The 18,925-nt window shown below is 68.5% G+C and carries 18 protein-coding genes; 3 read left to right on the plus strand and 15 right to left on the minus strand.

Annotation, left to right across the window (positions count from 1 at the left end):
- Positions 1-126 precede the first annotated feature (126 nt).
- The gene (locus QE444_RS17130; protein WP_309740237.1) at positions 127-2,232 is read left to right on the plus strand and encodes an NAD(P)-binding protein; all 2,106 of its coding nucleotides are present in this window, start codon (positions 127-129) and stop codon (positions 2,230-2,232) included.
- Here QE444_RS17130 and QE444_RS17135 read toward each other — a convergent pair.
- The 10 genes from QE444_RS17135 to ccmA are packed head-to-tail and all read right to left on the minus strand — an operon-like array spanning position 2,158 to position 9,869.
- Positions 2,158-3,054: a hypothetical protein gene (locus tag QE444_RS17135; RefSeq protein ID WP_309740239.1), complete on the minus strand. Its 897-nt coding sequence runs from the start codon at positions 3,052-3,054 to the stop codon at positions 2,158-2,160. The two genes, QE444_RS17130 and QE444_RS17135, sit on opposite strands and share 75 nt — an antisense overlap.
- A 35-nt stretch (positions 3,055-3,089) precedes the next feature.
- On the minus strand, positions 3,090-4,274 hold the full coding sequence (ccmI, locus tag QE444_RS17140; RefSeq protein ID WP_309740240.1) for a c-type cytochrome biogenesis protein CcmI: 1,185 nt from the start codon (positions 4,272-4,274) through the stop codon (positions 3,090-3,092).
- Complete coding sequence (locus tag QE444_RS17145; protein WP_133861103.1) at positions 4,268-4,726, minus strand: cytochrome c-type biogenesis protein; 459 nt, start codon at positions 4,724-4,726, stop codon at positions 4,268-4,270. Before QE444_RS17145 ends, ccmI begins: the two co-directional genes overlap by 7 nt.
- Positions 4,723-5,256, minus strand: coding sequence for a DsbE family thiol:disulfide interchange protein (locus QE444_RS17150; RefSeq protein WP_280306390.1), 534 nt, complete (start codon positions 5,254-5,256; stop codon positions 4,723-4,725). The genes QE444_RS17145 and QE444_RS17150 overlap by 4 nt, the downstream gene beginning before the upstream one ends.
- The gene (locus QE444_RS17155; RefSeq protein ID WP_309740245.1) at positions 5,256-7,217 is read right to left on the minus strand and encodes a heme lyase CcmF/NrfE family subunit; all 1,962 of its coding nucleotides are present in this window, start codon (positions 7,215-7,217) and stop codon (positions 5,256-5,258) included. Before QE444_RS17155 ends, QE444_RS17150 begins: the two co-directional genes overlap by 1 nt.
- The gene (gene ccmE / locus QE444_RS17160; RefSeq protein WP_133861106.1) at positions 7,214-7,669 is read right to left on the minus strand and encodes a cytochrome c maturation protein CcmE; all 456 of its coding nucleotides are present in this window, start codon (positions 7,667-7,669) and stop codon (positions 7,214-7,216) included. The genes QE444_RS17155 and ccmE overlap by 4 nt, the downstream gene beginning before the upstream one ends.
- Positions 7,666-7,842 carry a heme exporter protein CcmD gene (ccmD, locus tag QE444_RS17165; RefSeq protein ID WP_309740248.1) on the minus strand — a complete coding sequence of 59 codons (177 nt, stop codon included), beginning with the start codon at positions 7,840-7,842 and terminating at the stop codon, positions 7,666-7,668. Before ccmD ends, ccmE begins: the two co-directional genes overlap by 4 nt.
- A complete protein-coding gene (locus QE444_RS17170; protein ID WP_309740250.1) occupies positions 7,839-8,585 on the minus strand; it encodes a heme ABC transporter permease in 747 nt (248 codons plus the stop codon). The genes ccmD and QE444_RS17170 overlap by 4 nt, the downstream gene beginning before the upstream one ends.
- 10 nt (positions 8,586-8,595) lie before the next feature.
- The gene (ccmB, locus tag QE444_RS17175; RefSeq protein ID WP_187979696.1) at positions 8,596-9,267 is read right to left on the minus strand and encodes a heme exporter protein CcmB; all 672 of its coding nucleotides are present in this window, start codon (positions 9,265-9,267) and stop codon (positions 8,596-8,598) included.
- Positions 9,264-9,869: a cytochrome c biogenesis heme-transporting ATPase CcmA gene (ccmA, locus tag QE444_RS17180; protein WP_309740254.1), complete on the minus strand. Its 606-nt coding sequence runs from the start codon at positions 9,867-9,869 to the stop codon at positions 9,264-9,266. The genes ccmB and ccmA overlap by 4 nt, the downstream gene beginning before the upstream one ends.
- A 107-nt stretch (positions 9,870-9,976) precedes the next feature.
- On the opposite strand from ccmA, the gene QE444_RS17185 reads away from it, so the two are divergent.
- Together QE444_RS17185 and QE444_RS17190 are read left to right on the plus strand one after the other, a co-directional pair.
- Positions 9,977-11,551: a flagellar hook-length control protein FliK gene (locus tag QE444_RS17185; RefSeq protein ID WP_309740256.1), complete on the plus strand. Its 1,575-nt coding sequence runs from the start codon at positions 9,977-9,979 to the stop codon at positions 11,549-11,551.
- Positions 11,548-11,862: an EscU/YscU/HrcU family type III secretion system export apparatus switch protein gene (locus QE444_RS17190; protein ID WP_133861112.1), complete on the plus strand. Its 315-nt coding sequence runs from the start codon at positions 11,548-11,550 to the stop codon at positions 11,860-11,862. Before QE444_RS17185 ends, QE444_RS17190 begins: the two co-directional genes overlap by 4 nt.
- Positions 11,863-12,283: 421 nt before the next feature.
- On the opposite strand, the gene mazG is transcribed toward QE444_RS17190, so the two are convergent.
- From mazG to QE444_RS17215, 5 genes are all read right to left on the minus strand, one after another.
- Positions 12,284-13,129, minus strand: coding sequence for a nucleoside triphosphate pyrophosphohydrolase (gene mazG / locus QE444_RS17195; RefSeq protein WP_309740260.1), 846 nt, complete (start codon positions 13,127-13,129; stop codon positions 12,284-12,286).
- A gap of 68 nt (positions 13,130-13,197) precedes the next feature.
- Positions 13,198-15,438, minus strand: coding sequence for a GTP diphosphokinase (relA, locus tag QE444_RS17200; protein WP_208691702.1), 2,241 nt, complete (start codon positions 15,436-15,438; stop codon positions 13,198-13,200).
- A gap of 63 nt (positions 15,439-15,501) precedes the next feature.
- The gene (gene rlmD / locus QE444_RS17205; RefSeq protein ID WP_309740263.1) at positions 15,502-16,866 is read right to left on the minus strand and encodes a 23S rRNA (uracil(1939)-C(5))-methyltransferase RlmD; all 1,365 of its coding nucleotides are present in this window, start codon (positions 16,864-16,866) and stop codon (positions 15,502-15,504) included.
- Entirely contained in the window at positions 16,853-17,752 is a 900-nt protein-coding gene (gene cysM, locus QE444_RS17210; protein WP_309740265.1) for a cysteine synthase CysM, read from the minus strand. Before cysM ends, rlmD begins: the two co-directional genes overlap by 14 nt.
- Positions 17,753-17,832: 80 nt before the next feature.
- A complete protein-coding gene (locus QE444_RS17215) occupies positions 17,833-18,723 on the minus strand; it encodes an alpha/beta hydrolase (protein ID WP_178118384.1) in 891 nt (296 codons plus the stop codon).
- Positions 18,724-18,925 lie beyond the last annotated feature (202 nt).

An 18,925-nucleotide genomic window follows, 5' to 3' on the forward strand; every position in this document is an offset into this window, starting at 1 on the left:
CGCCTCAACTATTTCCGTTGCCTTGCTAAAGTCTCAAGGGAACTTTTCGATAAAGTGATATTACCCTAGCCATCATTTGGCTTACGTCCACTGGTGCAACAATTTGCACACTTCGGAGCAATACGCATGGACGCCGTACCTTCTGTCCGCAAAATCGCCATCTTGGGCGGCGGCGTGTCCGCCGTCACCACCGCCTTTCGTCTTACGAGTGAGCCCAACTGGCAGGACCGTTACCAGATCACCCTGTACCAGCAGGGCTGGCGTCTCGGCGGCAAGGGGGCCAGCGGACGCAAGGCGACCGACCACCAGCGCATCGAGGAACATGGCATCCATGTCTGGTTCGGCTTCTACTACAACGCCTTCCACAGCCTGAGGCAGTGCTACGAGGAACTGGACCGGCCTGCCGGCGCGCCGCTGGCGACCCTCGAAGAGGCCTTCTTCCCGCATTCCCATACCGCCTTCGCCGATGCCTTCCAGGGACAGTGGACCACCTGGCCCATCGATACCCTGGCCCTGCCCGGCAAGCCCGGCGAGGGCTGGAATCCCAAGCCCTTCATGGCGGCCCTCGGCGATCTGCTGGAGTGGTTGCTGCGGCTGGGCGAGGTGGACGACACCCCGGCGGCGGCCGCGCCAGGCGGCCTGTTCGCCCGGCTGCGCGCGCACTGCCGCGAGGAATTGCAGGAGCTGGCACTCAAAGAGGCGGAGCACCAACTACGGCAGGCCCGCACGGCGCTGCCCGACGGCGTCGACCATCCCGTGCTGCTGGCGTTGCTGCGCAGGCTCCGCGGCCTGCTCGGCGACATCCTGCACGACCGCAGCCAGACCCACGTCAAGGCCCACCGGCTGTGGCTGCTGATGGATTTCGGCCTGACCGTGCTGATCGGCATGCTCGCCGACGAGGTCTATGCCAAGGGCTTCGCAGCGCTCAACGAAGAAACCTTCCAGACCTGGCTGAGCCGGCACGGCGCCAGCGCCGCGACCCTGGACGGCGCGGTGCTCAAGTCCCTGCACGGCGGCATCTTCGCCTATCGCGACGGCGACCTCGCCCAGCCCGACGTCGAGGCCGGCACCGTGCTGCGTGCCGCCCTGCTGGCCCTGACCACGGCCAAGGGCTCCTTCATCTGGCGCATGCAGGCCGGCATGGGTGATGTGGTCTTCGCGCCCTACTACGAGGTGCTCGCCCGCCGTGGCGTGGACTTCCGCTTCTTCCACCAGGTCACCGCCATCGAAGCCGCCGACGACGGTCAGGGACCACGGGTGACGCGCCTGCAGATCCAGCGCCAGGTCACCCTCAAGGGCGACGCCTACCAACCGCTGGTGGACGTCAAGGGGCTGCCCTGCTGGCCTTCGGCGCCGCTGTACGAGCAGCTCGACGAGCAGATCGCCCGGGAGCTGCAGGACGGCCAGATCAATCTGGAATCCAACTGGAGCGGCTGGCAGGGCGTCGAGCAGCTGGAGCTGCAGGTCGACCGCGACTTCGACGAGGTGGTGCTGGGGATCTCCGTGGCCGGCCTGGCCGACCTCGCCCCCAGCCTGTGCGCCCTGGACCCGGCATTCGCGCGCATGAGCCGGCAGGTGGCCACCGTCGCCACCCAGGCGGTACAGCTCTGGCAGAACCGCGACGCCTGGCAACTGGGCTGGAGTGGCTCGCCTCAGGGTGGGCAGGCGCCCGAGCTGCTGGGCTTCGCCGCCCAGGCGATGGACTCCTGGGCGGATGTCAGCTACCTGGTGGACCGCGAAGACTGGTCGAGCGGCACGCTGCCGGCGGACATCAGCTATTTCTGCGGGGTTTTCGCTGCCAAGGCTGCCCCGCCCATCGGCAAAAAGGATGACTATCCGCAGCAGGAGGCTGCCAAGGTGAAGCAGGCCTTCCTCGACCTCATGAACGGCAACCTGGGCGCCTACTGGCCGGCAGCCGTGACCCCCGCGGGCTATCGCTGGGACTTCCTGCTGGCGCCCGCCGAGGTCCAGGGGCCGGCGCGCTTCGACTATCAATACTGGCGGGCCAACGTCGATCCCAGCGAGCGCTATGTGCAGAGCGTGGCCGGCAGCAGCCGCTATCGCCTGGCCACCGACGGCAGCGTCTGCCGCAACCTCTATCTGACCGGCGACTGGATCGACAACGGCTTCAACATGGGCTGCGTGGAATCGGCGACCCTATCCGGCCTGCAGACCGCTCGCGCCCTGCTCGGCCACCGCGAGGTCCTGCCCGGCGAGGACGCCTTCCAGTAGCGCCACCGCCTGGATCGCTGCGCGCTCGGCGCAGCGCTCCACGGCAGGCGGATAGCACGGCGCGGTGCCATCCAGATAGTCCAGCAGCTCGGGCGCCTGGTTCCAGACCGCGGCCTCGCTGTAGAGGCGAGGCAATTCCAGCCGAATCCAGCCATCCATGAGGCGTACGCCCAGCTCCTCGATACCCAGCCCGTGGCCCTCGATCACCTCGCGATCCGCATCGGTGAGGGGATAGTGCGGCGGATAGAACTCGGCCAGGCTGACCAGCAACTTGACCGAAAAGCCGCGCGGATCGGCCAACAAGGCCCCCAGCTCGGCGAACAGCGTCGCCTCTTCCACCAGCGCCTGGGCGAACATCAGTCGGTAGAGGGTGATGTTGAGAAACAGCTGACCGACCTCATTCTCCGCGCGCGCGTCCGCCTGATGCAGGGCGAAGCCGGCCAGGATGGAGGCGTTGTGCGCCCGGTACCAGTGCCGCGGGGTGGGATCGGCGATGAAGGTCAGCCAGCAGCGCGTGGGATAGGGCGCCTGGTCGCCGGGCAGCCCATGCTGCGCCAGGCAGCCGGCCAGCTCGGCCAGGTAGATGAAGTGCAGATTGACGTTGCGCCACCAGGCGCTGCCGGTTATGGGATCCAGGACACCGGCCTGGATTTCCCAGTCGAGAAAGGCCAGTTCCGAGTCGCCATAGCTCAGGCCGTCGTTGTCGGTATCGCCAAAACGCTGATAGAAGTCTTCGCGCACCGCTCGCCGCCAGGACGGGACGTTCTCGATCTGGCGACAGAGCTCGCTGGTCGCCGCGACGGCGTCTTCATAGGTGTACATGCCTTCCCTGCCCCGCATATCAAGATTCCGCCCGATCATGGCGCGATGGCATCAGCGGCTTCCACGCGCAATAGGCTGAACGCACTAGAAGAGAGCTCCAGTGGCGTTCCCTCATGCCGCCAGTCCCCCTTGAGCGGATCGCCGCCCCGGGCGATCACCACGACCGGTCGGATCTGTCGATGGTCGGACAGCTTGCGCTGGGGAAGCATGGCGTCGCGGTCATCCAGCCGCACCCGGCGGGGCAGATCGGCAACACTCAGCCGCCGCACCGCCAGCGGTGGGCCGGGTTGATCCACCGCCAGCGCCAGCACGAAGACACTGTCCTCGGGCCGCACCCGTTGCGCCACCGCGGGCGCCAGACTGACCTCCACGTCCAGCCCGGGCGTGGTCAGCGCCTGACCGGCGGCCCGCGCCGCCGTCTCCGCCCGGGCGACGCCTTGGGCGAGGGTGTCGCGCAGGGGATCCCCTGGTGGCAGCACGGCGACCAGGCGCTGCCAGTAGCCGGCCGCCTTGGCGTAGGCTCCTCGTTCGTAGGCGGCCATGCCCAGCAGACCCAGGGTGGTGGGCTCGCCAGGATTGGCGGCCAGGGCTTCGTCGGCCAGGGCCTGGGTGCGCGCATCCAGCTGACGCCCTGCGGCGAAGAAACGGGCCTGGGCCAGTTGCCCGAGGACTTCCGCGCGCCGGCCATCGCGCTGGATGACCTGCTCGAAGGCGGCCACGGCATCCTGGTAGCGACCCAGGCCGGCATAGGCCCGTGCCAGCAGATACCAGTTGTCGGTCGCCTGGGGTTGCAGTCGCGTCGCCGCTTGCAGGTCGGCCAGCAGCGCCTGGGGCGAAGCCGGCGCCGCGGCGAGGCGCTGGCTCAGCTGCAGCGCCGGCCAGGCGCCGAGCAGCAGATAGAGCCCCAGGGCCAGGGCCGGGCCGCCCAGGGCGACCGCGATACCCAGGCGCCGGCCGTAGCGCGGCGGCGAAGAGCCCTCAACCGGACTGTCGGCGAGCAGGCTGCGGCCCGCCTCGGCTTCGGCCAGCGCCAGCGCCTGGGTGTCCAGTTCCCCCCGTGCGGCCCGCGCCCGGGCATCGGCCAGGCGTTCCTGATAGAGCGAGCGATTGAGCACCGCCCGCTGGTCCGCCAGGACGCGTCCACCGCGCAGCAGCGGCACGAGCAGGATCAGCACCGCCAGGATCAGCAGCAGTCCCGCCAGCCCCCAGAAGGTCAGCATCCTGGCTCCTCCTCCTCGGCCTGCAGCGCGGCCAGTCGCTGGCGTTCGGCGTCGCTCAGCGTCTGCTCCGGGCGGCGGCGGCGCGTCAGGACCAGCAGCAGCCCGGCGCCACCCAGCAGACCCAGGCCTGGCAGCAGCCAGAGCAGCAGGGTGCGACCCTCGAAGGGCGGCCGATAGCGGATGAATTCGCCATAGCGCTGCTCCAGGTGGGCGACGATCTCGTCATCGTTCTGCCCGGCCGCCATCAGGCGCTGGATCTCGCGGCGCAGATCGCCGGCGATGGGCGCATTGGAATCGGCCAGGTCCTGGTTCTGGCACTTGGGACAGCGCAATTCGCGGGTCAGCGCCTGGAAGCGCGCGCGTTCGGCGTCGTCGCGAAAGCCATAGGGGTCGATGGCCGCGTGGCTCAGGGTCGACCAGACCAGCAACAGCAGCAGCCAGCCGACCCTCATGGCGTCGCCACCAGGGCCCGGTAGCGCGGCCCGAGGTCGGTGTCCCAGACACGCTGATCGATTACCCCGACATGGCGATAGCGCACCACGCCGCGGGCATCGATGAGAAAGGTCTCCGGCGCGCCATAGACACCCAGGTCCAGCCCCAGCCGCCCTTCGTCGTCACGGATATCGAGCTGGTAGGGATCGTGGAATTCCGCCAGCCAGCGGCGGGCGCTGGCCTGGTCGTCTTTGTAGTTGACGCCATGGATCACCACGCCCTCGGCCTTGAGGCGAGTGAGCACCGGATGCTCTTCCCGGCAGGCTACGCACCAGGTGCCCCAGACATTGACCAGCGCCGGGCGGCCGAGCAGATCCTCCCGGGTGAACAGTCGTTGGTCCTGTACGCCCGGCAGCGAGAACGCCGGAAACGGCTGGCCGACCAGCGCCGACGGCAGGGCCTGGGGATCGCGATAGAGTCCGCGAAAGAGCAAGCCGGCCAGCACCAGGAAGGCCAGCAGTGGCAGGCAGAGCAACAGGCGACGACGCATCAGGCGGACTCCGCGGCAGCGGCAGGGGAAGAGGATCGCCGGCGGCGATAGCGCGGATCGGCCAGGGCCAGCAGGCCACCCAGGGCGGTGAGCAGGCCACCGAGCCAGATCAGTCGGACGAAGGGTTTGATCTGCAGGCGCACGGCCCAGGCGCCCTGCCCCAGTGGCTCGCCGAGGGCCACATAGAGATCGCGGCTCAGGCCGGCGTCGATGGCGGCTTCGGTCATCACCGCGCCGCTGGCCAGATAGCGGCGTTTTTCCGGGGTCAGCAGGGCGACCACCCGCCCCTCGCGCTCGACCTGCAGCAGGGCGCGTTCGGCGGTGAAGTTAGGCCCCTCGTAATGCTGGGTGCCGGCGAAGCCGAAGCGATAGCCCTGGAGTTCGACGTGCTCGCCCGGCGCCAGGCGCAGATCGCGTTGCACATCCAACTGACTGGCCAGCACCACCCCCAGGGCCAGCACCGCCAGCCCCAGGTGGGCCAGGTGCATGCCCCAGTAGCTGCGTGGCTGACCGCGCAGGCCGCGGCGCCAGCCCAGCGCCACCACCTTGCCCAGCACGTCGCGCAGCGTGGTCAGCAGGATCCAGGCCGCCAGCGCCAGCACCGCCAGGATCGCCGCCCTGGGCCGGTCCAGCCACCAGCCGGCCAGCCCCGCCAGGACGGCGCAAGCCAGCAGGACGGGCGCCAGCAGGCGCACCAGCCAGCGCCCCGGGCTGCTTTTCCAGCGCACCAGCACCCCGACGCCCAGGGCCAGCATCAGCAGCGCCATCAGCGGCACGAACAGCAGGTTGAAATAGGGCGGCCCCACCGACAGCTTGGCCCCGGTCAGGCTGTCGATGATCAAGGGATAGAGAGTACCGAGCAGGACCGTGGCGGCGGCGGTCACCAGGATCAGATTGTTGACCACCAGCAGCGCCTCGCGGGAGGCCAGGCTGAAGGCCGCCGAGCCGCCGAGCGCCGGCGCGCGCCAGGCGAACAGCGCCAGGGAGCCGCCGACCACCAGCAGCAGGAAGGCCAGGATGAAGACGCCGCGGGTGGGATCGCTGGCGAAGGCATGCACCGAGGTCAGCACCCCCGAGCGCACCAGAAAGGTCCCCAGCAGGCTGAGCGAAAAGGCGGCGATGGCCAGCAGCACCGTCCAGCCCTTGAACAGACCGCGCTTCTCGGTCACCGCCAGGGAGTGCAGGAGCGCCGTGCCCACCAGCCAGGGCATGAAGGAGGCGTTTTCCACCGGATCCCAGAACCACCAGCCGCCCCAGCCCAGCTCGTAGTAGGCCCACCAGGAGCCCAGTACGATGCCGCAGCCGAGCAAGGCCCAGGCCAGCAGCGTCCAGGGCCGGGCCCAGCGCGCCCAGGCGGCGTCCAAGCGTCCTTCCAGCAAAGCCGCCAGGGCGAAGGCGAAGGCCACCGAGAAACCGACATAGCCCATGTAGAGCATGGGCGGATGCAGGATGAGCCCCGGGTCCTGCAGCAGCGGATTGAGGTCGTTGCCCTCCCGCGGAAATTGCGGCAGCAGGCGCGCGAAGGGATTGGAAGTGGCCACCAGGAAGGTCAGGAATCCCGTGGCCACCAGCCCGAGGATGCCCAGCACCCGCGCCAGCAGGGCCTGGGGCAAGGACCGCGAACAGCACGCCACCGCCAGACTCCAGCCCGCCAGGATCAGCGCCCACAGCAGCAGGGACCCCTCGTGGGCACCCCAGGTGGCGCTGACCTTGTAGTACCAGGGCAGGCGACTGTTGGAGTTGGCCGCCACATAGGCCACCGAGAAGTCGTCCTGCAGAAAGGCCCAGGTCAGGGCGGCGAAGGCCAGTGCCAGGAACAGCCACTGGCCGAGGGCGGCCGGGCGCGCCAGGCGCATCCAGTCGGCCTGGCCGCGCCAGGCGCCCAGCAGTGGCAGGGTGCCCTGCACCAGGGCCATGATGAGCGCCAGCAGCAGGCAGAGTTGCCCGAGTTCCGGGATCATGGCGTCGGCCTCGCGCCGTCCAGCGGTCGCCCGGCCTGGCGCAACGCCTGGCTCACCTCGGGCGGCATGTATTTCTCGTCGTGCTTGGCGAGGATCTGATCGGCGACCAGACGCCCCTGGTCGTCGAGGCGGCCCAGGGCCACCACGCCCTGCCCTTCGCGGAACAGATCCGGCAGGATGCCGGCATAGTTCACCCGCACCTCCTGCTGGAAGTCGGTGATGACGAAGGTCACCGCCAGGGAATCCGCGGCGCGCACCAGGCTGCCCTTCTCCACCATGCCGCCGGCGCGGATGCGGGTAGCGGGCGGCGCCTCGCCTCGGGCGATCTGGCTCGGGGTATAGAAGAGGTTGATGTTCTGCTGCAGGGCGCTGAGGGCCAGCGCCGCCGCGCCCCCTACGCCCAGCAACAGCAGCAGGATCCACAGCAGCCGTCGACGGCGGACCGGATTCATGGCCGCCGCTCCCGCCGCCAGCGCTGGCGCAAGGCCCGCTGCAGTCGGCGACGCGCCTGCCAGCCGTGCAGCAGCAGACCGCCGAGGATGACCAGGGTCAGGCCGAAGGCCGGCCAGACATAGAGGCCGTGGCGGCCCATGCCCAGGACCTGCACCCATTCCACTCCGCTCACGCGCCCTCCTCGCCCAGTTCCAGGCGTACCCAGCGACTGCGCCACTCGCGCCTGAGCACCTCCAGGCGCATCCGCTGCAGCAAGACGCCAGCGAAGAACAGATAGAACGCCAGCACCATCACCAGCAGTGGCAGCCACATGGCGGCGGGCATCGGTGGCCGCGCCACCAGGCTGAAGGTGGCCGGCTGGTGCAGGGTGCTCCACCACTCCACCGAATACTTGATGATCGGCAGATTGACCGAGCCCACCAGGGCCAGGATGGCGCAGGCACGGGCGGCGCTCTCGCGATGCTCGATGGCCTGCCCCAGGGCGATCACGCCCAGATAGAGAAACAGCAGCACCAGCATCGCGGTGAGCCGGGCGTCCCAGATCCACCAGGTGCCCCAGGTGGGAATGCCCCACAGCGACCCCGTGGCCAGGGCGATCACCGTCATCCAGGCGCCGATCGGCGCGGCCGCGCGCAGGGCCACGTCAGCCAGCTTGAGACGCCAGACCAGGCCGATGGCTCCGGCGACCGCCAGCAGCAGATAGCAGGACTGCGCCAGAAAGGCGGCCGGCACATGCACATAGATGATGCGAAAGCTGTCGCCCTGCTGGTAGTCCGGCGGGGCCAGGAACAACCCCCACACCAGACCCACGGCCAGCAGCACCCCGGCCAGCGCCAGGCAGGGTCCCTGCAGGCGGCCGGCCAGGCGATAGAAGATGGCGGGAGAGCCCAGGCGGTGCAGCCAGGTCCAGTTCATGTCGTCCTCGTCATTGGGCCGCGCCGATGCGCAGGCCGGCGGCGACCGCCAGGGGCGCCAGGGTCAGGGCCAGCAGAGTCAGGCAACCCAGCCAGAGCAGCAGCCCCGTCACCGGCAGGCCAAGACGCGCCGCGTCCAGGGTGCTGGCGCCCAGGATCAGCACCGGGATCTGCAGCGGCAGGTTGAGCAGCGCCAGCAGCAGCCCGCCACGGGCCAGGCCCACGGTGAGGGCCGCGCCTATGGCACCGATCAGGGTCAGGGCCAGACTGCCCAGGGTCAGGGCCGCCAGGGTCGCCGGCAGGGCCGCGGCGGGCAACCCCAGCATCAGCGCCAGCAGCGGCGTCAGGGCCACCAGGCCGAGGCCGGCGAAGCACCAGTGCACCAGCAGCTTGAGCAGTACCAGCAGCGGCAGGGGCTGAGGTGCCAGCAGCCAGAGCTCCAGCGAGCCATCCTGCCAGTCGCTGCGAAACAGGGCTTCCTGGCCGAGCAGCAAGGCCAGCAGCAGTGCTATCCACAGGAGGCCTGGTGCCAGGGCGGCCAGCTGCTGGCTATCGGGGCCCAGCGCCAGGGGAAAGAGGGTCACCACCAGGGCATGGAAGGCCAGGGGCGTGAGCCACAGCGCCGGACGGCGACAGGCCAGGCGCCCTTCGCGCCTGAGGAAGGCCAACCAGGCGCCGCTCATCGGCCACCGTCCAGCCAGAGCAGCCGATGCCCTTCGGGGACGACCTCCAGTTCGCGGTGACTGGTCAGTACCAGGGCGCCGCCTGCTGCGCAATGGGCGCGCAGGCGCGCTTCCAGCTGCGTGCAGGTGCTGGCGTCGAGGGCGGTGAAGGGTTCGTCCAGCAGCCAGAGCCGCGGCGGTTCGGGCAACTGGAGCCGGGCCAGGGCAACGCGGCGACGCTGGCCGGCCGACAACTGCCCACAGGGCTCGTCCGCCCAGTCGGCCAGGCCTACCGTTGCCAGGGCGACCCGGCAGGCCTCACTCGTGGTCGGGCGCCACAGATTGGCCAGACTGTGGAGATTTTCCACCGCCGTCAGCCCCTCGGCGATGCCGGGCGCATGGCCCAGCCAAAGCAGTTCGGCCGTGGCGGGCCGGCGCACCTTACCCGCGTCCGCCGGCAGCAGTCCCGCCAGGATGCGCAGCAGGCTGGTCTTGCCACTGCCGTTGACGCCCCCGATCTGCAGCGACTCGCCCGCCGCCACGCTCAGACTCAGGTCGTCGAACAGCAGGCGACCGCCCCGTTCGCAACGGAGCGCGACGGCGTCGAGCAGGGGCTGATTCAAGACAGGGGATCTCACGGCACTAAAGTCGGTCGGGCGCTGGCCGTTAACCCGGCACACGCCCTTGAAGGCGCGCCATTATACACAGGCGATTCCACCGGACCTGCCCGATGACTTCCATCTCCGCGATCCAACCCAGCGTCGGCGTCACGCCCGCCCTGCCCGTCCGGGCCGCGGCGGCGCAGGCATCGGACGCGGGGGCGCAGATCCTGCAGGCCCTGCAATCCCTCGACGACCTGATTCCGCCCGGCAGTACCGCGACCGCCGAGGTACTCGCCACCCGTCCGGCCGGCCAGAGCTTCCAGTTCCTGCTGCAACTGCAGCTGGCCGAGGGTGGCAGCGTCCTGCTCACCACCCAGAGTCCGACCAACAACTTGCCGGTGGGCAGCCAATTGCTGGTGAGCACCCTCGGCTCCACCCAGCTGGCGGTGCTGCTGCAGAGCCTGGAGGGCGACGCACCACCGCCGCCGCTGCAGCAGCTGGATCTGCGCCAGCTGCCGGTGGGCACGACCCTGCAATTGCGGGTGCTGAGCAGCCTGCTGCAACAGCCACCTGGCGCGACGCCCACCTACGAGGTGATCGCCAAGGCCCTGAGTTCCAGTCTCGAAGGTCGCCAGCTCAAGCTGGAATCACCCCGCCCGGTACCGGTGGGCAGTCTGCTGACCGTGGTGATCAAGGACAGCCAGGAGGTCACGGTGCTGCCCATGGCGCAGCGCCTCGACCAGCTCGACATCGATCGCCAACTGCAGGGCCAGGGGCAGCGCCAGCTGTCGATGAATGCCCTGCTGCAATGGCTGGAAGACGTCCCCGAGGCAGAGCTGCCACCGTCGGTGGGCGCGGCGCTCAAGTCCCTGCTGGCCAATCTGGAAACCACCGAGGCCCTGGGCACGCCCCAGGGCTGGGCCCGCGCCCTGGCGCGCAGTGGCCTGCAACTGGAGCAGCAATTGCTGGATCGCGGCGGTCCCGATCTCCAGGAGGACTTCAAGGCCAACCTGCTGCGCCTGGTGGATCGCCTGCTGGCCAGCGTGCCGGGCGAGGCCCTGCGCAATCCCCAGGTCGCGATCCAGACCGCCCAGCAGAATCTGCCCGATGCCTTGCGCCGGGCGCTGGGGGACGCCGCCACCGCCAGTCGCCAGCCCACCGCCCTGGACTTTCCCCTGGGCGAACGCGATGGTCGCGGCCTCAGTGCCGCCAACGCCGAGCTCGACGAATTACTGCAACTGGCCACGGGCGTCATCGCCCGCCTGCAGACCCACCAGCTGGCCAGCCTGGCCCAGACCCAGGTCCTGCCCGATGGCTACTACCTGTCCACCTGGCAGACCGAGATTCCCTGGCGCGATGGCGAGCGCCTCGGCGCGGTGCAGGTGCGCTTCCAGGAAGAACGACCGCCGCCGGATAACCGTGGTGAAGCCCGCGACAGCCTGTGGAAGGTGGAACTGGCCTTCGACCTGGCGCCGCTGGGCCCGCTGCAGGTGCGGGCGCAATTGGCCAGCGGCCGGCTGTCGAGCGAATTCTGGGCGGAAAAAGGCGCCACCGCGACGCTGATCGATACCGAATTGCCCCATCTGCGCGAACGCCTGCTGGCGGCCGGCTTCGTGGTCGGCGACCTCAGCAGCCGCCAGGGCCGTCCCGCACGCCATCCGCGCACCACCCTCGAACAACGCTGGATCGACGACACCGCATGAGTACAACCGCCGCCCGCCAGGCCATCGCGCTGTCCTATGACGGCAGCAGCGCCCCCATCCTCTCCGCCAAGGGCGATGCCGAACTGGCCGAACTCATCCTGGCCACGGCCCGGGAGCACGAGGTGCCTATCTACGAGAACGCCGACCTGGTGCGCATCCTGGCGCGCCTGGAACTGGGCGCCGAGATCCCCGAGGCGCTCTATCGCACCCTGGCCGAGATCATCGCCTTCGCCTGGCACCTCAAGGGCAAGTGCCCGGCGCACCTGGCCGACCAGCCGGATCTGTCGCCGGGTTGGGAAAGGATGCCGTAGGAATCGGTCCTCACGGCCATGGCGGCCCGCCGATGCGGCCGGGGCCAGTAGGAACGGCCCATGGCCGCGATCTGCCGTGTAGCCTGGATAACGGCGCAGCCTTATCCACCCTTCGAGGCGGCCTGCCCGTGGAAAACGCCATGCGGTTTTCCACGCTACGGCTGATCGCGATCTTGCCGCGGCTGATGGAGATGAACGCCCACTCGGACAGCCCCCTCTCCCTCCCGGAGAGCGTTGGGGTGAGGGTGCCCCCGGCAGTCACTCCCAGCGAAAAACGCTGCGCGTTTTTCCACGCGACGACACTACGAATCGTTTTATCGTGGCCATAGGCCGCTCCTACGGGGAATGATGCGCTTGCAAGAGCGCCCACATCAGTGGACCGCCATGACCGCGATCAAGCAATCCAGCCAGCGGAATCGACCTACCCCCGCCGCAACGAATGCCCGACGGCACCCTTCTCGGCCACCTTGGCGGCGTCCCAGAGTGCATCCATCTCTTCCAGGCTGGCCTCCTGGGGCGTTCTGCCCTGAGCGTTCAGGCCTTCCTCGATATAGCGAAAGCGCCGCTCGAACTTGGCGTTGGCCTGGCGCAGGGCGTCCTCGGCGTCAACCTGCAGGTGCCTCGCCAGATTGACCATCACGAACAGCAGATCGCCGACCTCTTCCGCCACCTGGGCAGCCTGGCCGTTGGCCATGGCCTCGCGCACCTCGTCCAGTTCCTCCTGGATCTTGGCCACCACCGGCATGGCGTCGGCCCAGTCGAAGCCGACATTGGCCGCACGCTTCTGCAGCTTGGCCGCCCGACTCAGGGCCGGCAGCGCGGCCGGCACGTCATCCAGCAGCGAGAGCTGCTCCGGCGCCGCGGCCTTTTCCGCGCGCTCCTCGGCCTTGATTTCTTCCCAGCGGCGCTTGATGGTCGCCTCGTCCAGTCGCGGCAGGTCGAGCGGGCCATGCAGGTCGCCGTCGGGAAAGACATGGGGATGGCGCCGTACCAGCTTGCGGGTGATGCCATCGACCACCTGGGCGAAGTCGAAATGGCCATCCTCGCGACCCAGCTGGCTGTAGTAGATGACCTGGAACAGCAGATCGCCCAGCTCGTCGCGCACCTGCGGGAAATCCCGCCGGGCGATGGCGTCGGCGACCTCGTAGGCCTCTTCCAGGGTGTGGGGCACGATGCTGGCGTAGTCCTGGCGCAGATCCCAGGGGCAGCCGTGTTGCGGATCGCGCAACCGGGCCATGAGGTGCAGCAGATCGTCGAGCTGGTACATGGATGAATCCTGTTACTGGAAAAGAACGAGGCGCCAGGAGGCGCCTCGTGGGGTCGTCGTCACATCTCTCAGGCAGCGCGATTGCGCCGGGCTTCGATGATGTTGGGCAGCTGGGAGATGCGCCCGAGCAGGCGGCCGAGGGCGTCCAGGCCGGGGATCTCGATGGTCAGCAGCATATTGGCGGTGTTTTCCTCGCGATTGGAGCGGGTATTCACCGCCAGCACGTTGATCCGCTCGTTGAGCAGGATCTGCGAGACATCGCGCAGCAGACCGGAGCGGTCGAAGGCCTTGATCACGATGTCGACCGGATAGGTCTGCACCGGCACCGGGCCCCAGCTCACCTGGATGGTCCGCTCCGGCTCGCGACTGGCCAGCTGCAGGGCGTTGGCGCAATCCTGCCGGTGGATGGTCACGCCACGGCCGAGGGTGATGTAGCCGACGATGGCATCGCCCGGCACCGGCTGGCAGCAGCCGGCAATCTGGGTGAGCAGGTTGCCTACCCCCTGGATCTGCACATCGCCACGCTTGCCCGGCTTGTTGGTGGGCTTGCGCGGCAAATGATCGAGGGTGTCGAGGCCCTTGTCCGGCTCCACCAGCTGCTGGGCGGCGTGCATCACCTGGGCAAGGCGCAGATCGCCGGCGCCCAGGGCCGCGAGCATGTCCTCGGCACCTTTGTAGTTGACCTTCTCAGCCAGGGTGTTGAAGTCCACCGGCGGCAGTGCCAGGCGCGACAGCTCGCGCTCGACCATGGCCTTGCCGGCGGCCACGTTCTGATCGCGCGCCTGGAACTTGAACCAGTGGACGATCTTGGCCCGGGCCCGCGAGGTGTTGACGTAGCCAAGGTTGGGGTTGAGCCAGTCGCGGCTGGGCGAGCCCTGCTTGCCGGTGATGATCTCCACCTGCTCGCCGGTCTGCAGCTGGTAGTTCAGCGGCACGATGCGGCCGTTGATCTTGGCCCCGCGGCAGTTGTGGCCGATCTCGGTGTGCACCCGATAGGCGAAGTCCAGCGGCGTCGCGCCCTTGGGCAGGTCGATGGCGTGGCCGTCGGGGGTGAAGACGTAGACCCGGTCCGGCTCGATGTCGACCCGCAGCTGATCGGCCAAGCCGCCGATGTCGCCCAGCTCCTCGTGCCATTCCAGCACCTGGCGCAGCCAGGAGATCTTTTCTTCGTAGTGGTTGGAGGCCGACTTGACGTCGGTTCCCTTGTAGCGCCAGTGGGCGCAGACGCCCAGTTCGGCCTCTTCGTGCATGGCATGGGTGCGGATCTGCACCTCCAGCACCTTGCCCTCCGGACCGATCACCGCAGTATGCAGGGAACGGTAGCCGTTCTCCTTGGGATTGGCGATATAGTCGTCGAACTCGCGGGCAATATGCCGCCACAGGGTATGCACGATGCCCAGCGCGGTATAGCAGTCACGCACCTCGGGCACCAGCACCCGCACGGCGCGCACGTCGTAGATCTGGCTGAACTCCAGGCCCTTGCGCTGCATCTTCCGCCAGATGGAATAGATGTGCTTGGCGCGCCCGCTGAGGTCGGACTTGATGCCGGTGGCGGTGAGTTCGTCACGCAGCTGCTGCATGACGTCGGCGATGTATTGCTCGCGATCCAGCCGCCGTTCATGCAGCAGGGTCGCGATCTGCTTGTACTGCTGGGGCTCCAGGTAGCGGAAGGACAGGTCCTCCAGCTCCCACTTGATATGGCCGATGCCCAGCCGGTGGGCCAGGGGCGCGTAGATGTCGGCGACCTCACGGGCCACCCGGTTGCGGCGCTCTTCGGTGGCGTTCTTGACCGCGCGGATGGCGCAGGTGCGCTCGGCCAGCTTGATCAGGGCCACGCGCACGTCGTCGACCATGGCCACCAGCATGCGGCGCAGGTTGTCGACCTGGGTCTGGCTGCCCAGCACCATGGACTTGCGCGGATTGAGACTCTCGCTGATCGCCGCCATGCGCAGCACGCCTTCGATCAGCTTGGCCACCACCGGCCCGAAATGCTCGGCCGCCGACTCCAGGGTCGCCTTGCCCTCGCGCACCGCCCGGTAGACGATGGCGGCGATCAGGCTGTCCTGATCCAGCTTGAGGTCGGCCAGGATCTCCGCCATCTGCAGGCCGGTATGGAAACTGGAGGTCCCCTCCGCCCAGGTGTGCTCCACCTGGCCGGAATTCTCTTCCGCCGTGCGGGCGAAGCCGCAGGCGTCCAGCAAGGCCTCGCGATCGAGATTCGGATCCACGCTCTGGATATGATCCAGCCAGGCGTGGAGGTTGATGCTGCCATCGACGTTGACTGGCTGATGCGCTCTGACCTGTACCATCTACCCCTTCCTCACGGCGTAGCCTTCTCGCCGGATTGGCTCGCATCGGTTGGCGAGCCGTCGTTACCCGGGCATCCTGCCCGCTTCGAACAGCACCATGGCTTCCACATGGGCGGTCTGCGGGAACATGTCGAGAATGCCCGCTCTTGTCATGCGATAGCCCTGTCGGACCAGCTCCCCGGCATCCCGTGCCAGGGTGGCCGGATTGCAGGAGACGTAGACCAGCCGCCCGATACCCAGGCCGCTGAGCTGCCGAACCACTTCCAGCGCACCGTCGCGCGGCGGATCCAGCAGGGCCAGCGAATGGCTGCCCAGATCGGCGGGTAGCGGGTTCGACAGATCCACCTGTAGAAAGTGCGCGTTGCCGATGCCGTTGTCACGTGCATTTTGTATTGCCCGGGATGTCATCGCCGCGACCCCTTCGATACCGGTAACCGCCGCTGCCTGCCGCGCCAGCGGCAGGGCGAAGTTGCCCAGCCCGGAGAACAGATCGAGCACCCGGTCATCCGCCGTCGGCGCCAGCCAGTCCAGCGCCTGGGCGACCATGGCCTCGTTGATGGCGGCATTGACCTGGACGAAGTCGCCCGGCTGATAGGCCAGGGTCAGGTCCCAGGACGCCAGCCGGAAGCCCAGCCTGGCGTCGGCCTGATCCGGCTGCGGCTCGCCCTTGCCCTGCCACCAGAGCTGGACGCCAGCCGCCGCGCAGAAGTCGCGCAGGCGCGCCTGGTCGCCCGGCAGCAGCGCCCGGGTATGGCGCACCATCATGGCCGTTGCCGTGCCCTGGAAGAGCTCCACATGACCGATCGCCTGGGGCTGTTCCAGCCCGCTCAGCAGGTCAGGCAGCGCGCGCAGCAATGGCTGCAGCTCCGGCACCAGTACCAGGCAGTCGTCGGGGGTGACGATGTCCTGGCTGGCCTCGGCGCGAAAGCCCACTTCCAGGCGGCTCTGGCGTTCGTCCCAGCGCACCGCGATGCGGGCGCGGCGGCGATAGCCGAATTCGGGACCGACCATGGGCGCGGCCCAGGCCAGCGGCTGCACCCCGGCCAGACGGCGGAATTGCTCGGCCAGGGCTTCCTGCTTTAGGGTCAGCTGATCGGCATGGGGCAGGTGCTGCAGGGTGCAACCGCCGCAGCGGTCGGCCACGCTGCAGGGCGGTGTACGCCGCAACGGACTGGCCTCCAGTACCCGAAGGGTACGGGCCTCGACCACCTGACTGCGGGCGCCGAGCACCCGCGCCTCGACCCGCTCGCCCGGTAGGGCACCGGCGACGAACCAGGTCCGCCCGCCTTCGCGCGCGATGCCACGCCCGTCATGGGACAGCCGCTCGATGCCCAGCAGCTGCCGCTTGCCGGTCGGTACCCCGGTCGCCCGGGCGCCACCGGCTGGTTGAAAGCGCAGCCCGCCGCCGCCTCGCTTAGCGCGCGTCATAGACGCCGGTCGACAGGTAGCGATCGCCTCGGTCACAGATGATCGCGACGATCACCGCATTGTCCACTTCCCCGGCGATGCGCAGGGCGCCCGCCACCGAACCGCCGGACGACACGCCGCAGAAGATGCCTTCTTCCCGCGCCAGGCGACGCATGGTGTCTTCGGCCTCCTGCTGCCCCATGTCGATGATGCGATCCACGCGGCTGGCCTCGTAGATCTTCGGCAGATAGGCCTCCGGCCAGCGGCGGATGCCGGGGATGGCCGCGCCCTCCTCCGGCTGCAGACCGACGATCTGCACCTTGGGATTCTGCTCCTTGAGGTAGCGCGAGGTGCCCATGATGGTCCCGGTGGTGCCCATGGAGCTGACGAAATGGGTGATGCTGCCATGTGTCTGGCGCCAGATCTCCGGCCCGGTGCCCAGGTAGTGGGCCACCGGATTGTCGCCATTGCCGAATTGGTCGAGCACCTTGCCGCGGCCTTCGGCCTGCATGCGCGTGGCCAGATCCCGCGCGCCTTCCATGCCGTCTTCCCGACTGACCAGGATCAGCTCGGCGCCATAGGCGGTCATGGCCGCCTTGCGCTCGGCGCTGGAGTTGTCAGGCATGATCAGGATCATGCGGTAGCCCATGATGGCGGCGGCCATCGCCAGGGCGATCCCGGTATTGCCGGAGGTGGCCTCGATGAGGGTATCGCCGGGCTGGATGTCGCCACGGGCCTCGGCCTGGCGGATCATCGACAGCGCCGGGCGGTCCTTGACCGAACCCGCCGGGTTGTTGCCTTCCAGCTTGAGCAGCACGGTACTGCGGGTGTCGCCGGCCAGGCGCTGCAGGCGCACCAGCGGCGTGTTACCGATGCAATCGGCGATGGTGGGATAGTGCAGACTCATGAATCAGCTCGTTCCGCCAGGGGTGAAAGCCTTCCATGATACTCCCAAAGCCTCGCCGACCCTACCCATCCGGCGCTTGGCTAGGGCCGGCGGGTGGCGGCGCCGTCGCTGGCCACCTCCAGGGCGGCGGGCAGGCTCAGCGACAGAATGCCCTCCGGCCCCAGGTTGGGCTGCACCTGGGGGGTCACCTGCATCCCCGGCAGTCCACCCAGGCGCTCGGCCAGTCGCCTGGCGGCATCGGGGGCGACCTTGCGGGTCAGGTCCTCGGTACCGGAATACAGCCAGAGCTGTACCGGCCGGGCGCCGCCCACGCCCTGGAATTCCTCTGCCCGCTTGAGGATGTAGCCCTGCTGCCAGCCATAGGCGACATCGCTCGCCACGTAGCGCTGGAAGGCCTGCGGCTGCCGATAGAGGGTGTCGAGCACGAACAGTCCGCCGTAGCCATGGCCCCAGAGGGTCTGGCGATTGGGGTCCACCGGCACGCTCTGGGTCAGCAGCGGCTTGATGCGCTGCTCGATCAGGTCGAGAAAGGCCCGCGAGCCTCCCGCCGGCCAGTCCTTGCGCACGTCGTCGCGCGTGCGGCCATTGCCCACCGCCGGGGTGTAGTCGTAGGTGCGTTCCTGCATGGCGTCCGCGGCATCGGCGTAACCGATGGCCACCAGCACCGGCGCACTCTTCAGTTTATGGGGGGACAACCAGACGTCCTGGAGTTGCGCCAGGGCGGCATCGCCGTCCAGCAGGAACAGCGCGGGATACCCCATCATCGGCGCCGGCTGCTTGGGAATGCCGATATAGACCCGATAGCGACGCTTGCCGTCCGCCGAGTCGAGCAGGTGCGTCTCGAAGCTGTAGTACATCGACCCCCGCTCCACCAGGGTGGTCTTCTTCGGCTCCTGGGCCTGGCTCGACGCCATCCAGCCGGTTCCCAGCAACAGGGCGCCCGCCAGCATCAGACTGCAACTCTTCTTCAAAGGATCTCCTCGAACACGACCGCACCGGAACGACCGGCAGTCCCTACCAGACCGCCGATGGGGTCAATGGTTGTGCACCCCAGCCAGGGACCGTGGCAGCCTTCGCGGATTTTCGCGAATCGGCGCGCCAGGGGGTGCGACCCCTTTCGCAAAGACTCTCTTTACATTTGGTAAAGGGGTTAGACTCGCCAAATTTCCTCGG

The organism is Pseudomonas sp. SORGH_AS_0199 (assembly GCF_031453735.1).
GTDB classification, from domain to species: domain Bacteria; phylum Pseudomonadota; class Gammaproteobacteria; order Pseudomonadales; family Pseudomonadaceae; genus Chryseomonas; species Chryseomonas aestiva.

Excerpts from the sequence above, each read along its gene's own strand:
- QE444_RS17130 (WP_309740237.1), top strand. The coding sequence starts at position 127 with ATGGACGCCGTACCTTCTGTCCGCAAAATCGCCATCTTGGGCGGCGGC.
- QE444_RS17135 (WP_309740239.1), bottom strand. The coding sequence starts at position 3,054 with ATGTACACCTATGAAGACGCCGTCGCGGCGACCAGCGAGCTCTGTCGC.
- ccmI (WP_309740240.1), bottom strand. The coding sequence starts at position 4,274 with ATGCTGACCTTCTGGGGGCTGGCGGGACTGCTGCTGATCCTGGCGGTG.
- QE444_RS17145 (WP_133861103.1), bottom strand. The coding sequence starts at position 4,726 with ATGAGGGTCGGCTGGCTGCTGCTGTTGCTGGTCTGGTCGACCCTGAGC.
- QE444_RS17150 (WP_280306390.1), bottom strand. The coding sequence starts at position 5,256 with ATGCGTCGTCGCCTGTTGCTCTGCCTGCCACTGCTGGCCTTCCTGGTG.
- QE444_RS17155 (WP_309740245.1), bottom strand. The coding sequence starts at position 7,217 with ATGATCCCGGAACTCGGGCAACTCTGCCTGCTGCTGGCGCTCATCATG.
- ccmE (WP_133861106.1), bottom strand. The coding sequence starts at position 7,669 with ATGAATCCGGTCCGCCGTCGACGGCTGCTGTGGATCCTGCTGCTGTTG.
- QE444_RS17170 (WP_309740250.1), bottom strand. The coding sequence starts at position 8,585 with ATGAACTGGACCTGGCTGCACCGCCTGGGCTCTCCCGCCATCTTCTAT.
- ccmB (WP_187979696.1), bottom strand. The coding sequence starts at position 9,267 with ATGAGCGGCGCCTGGTTGGCCTTCCTCAGGCGCGAAGGGCGCCTGGCC.
- QE444_RS17185 (WP_309740256.1), top strand. The coding sequence starts at position 9,977 with ATGACTTCCATCTCCGCGATCCAACCCAGCGTCGGCGTCACGCCCGCC.
- QE444_RS17190 (WP_133861112.1), top strand. The coding sequence starts at position 11,548 with ATGAGTACAACCGCCGCCCGCCAGGCCATCGCGCTGTCCTATGACGGC.
- mazG (WP_309740260.1), bottom strand. The coding sequence starts at position 13,129 with ATGTACCAGCTCGACGATCTGCTGCACCTCATGGCCCGGTTGCGCGAT.
- relA (WP_208691702.1), bottom strand. The coding sequence starts at position 15,438 with ATGGTACAGGTCAGAGCGCATCAGCCAGTCAACGTCGATGGCAGCATC.
- rlmD (WP_309740263.1), bottom strand. The coding sequence starts at position 16,866 with ATGACGCGCGCTAAGCGAGGCGGCGGCGGGCTGCGCTTTCAACCAGCC.
- cysM (WP_309740265.1), bottom strand. The coding sequence starts at position 17,752 with ATGAGTCTGCACTATCCCACCATCGCCGATTGCATCGGTAACACGCCG.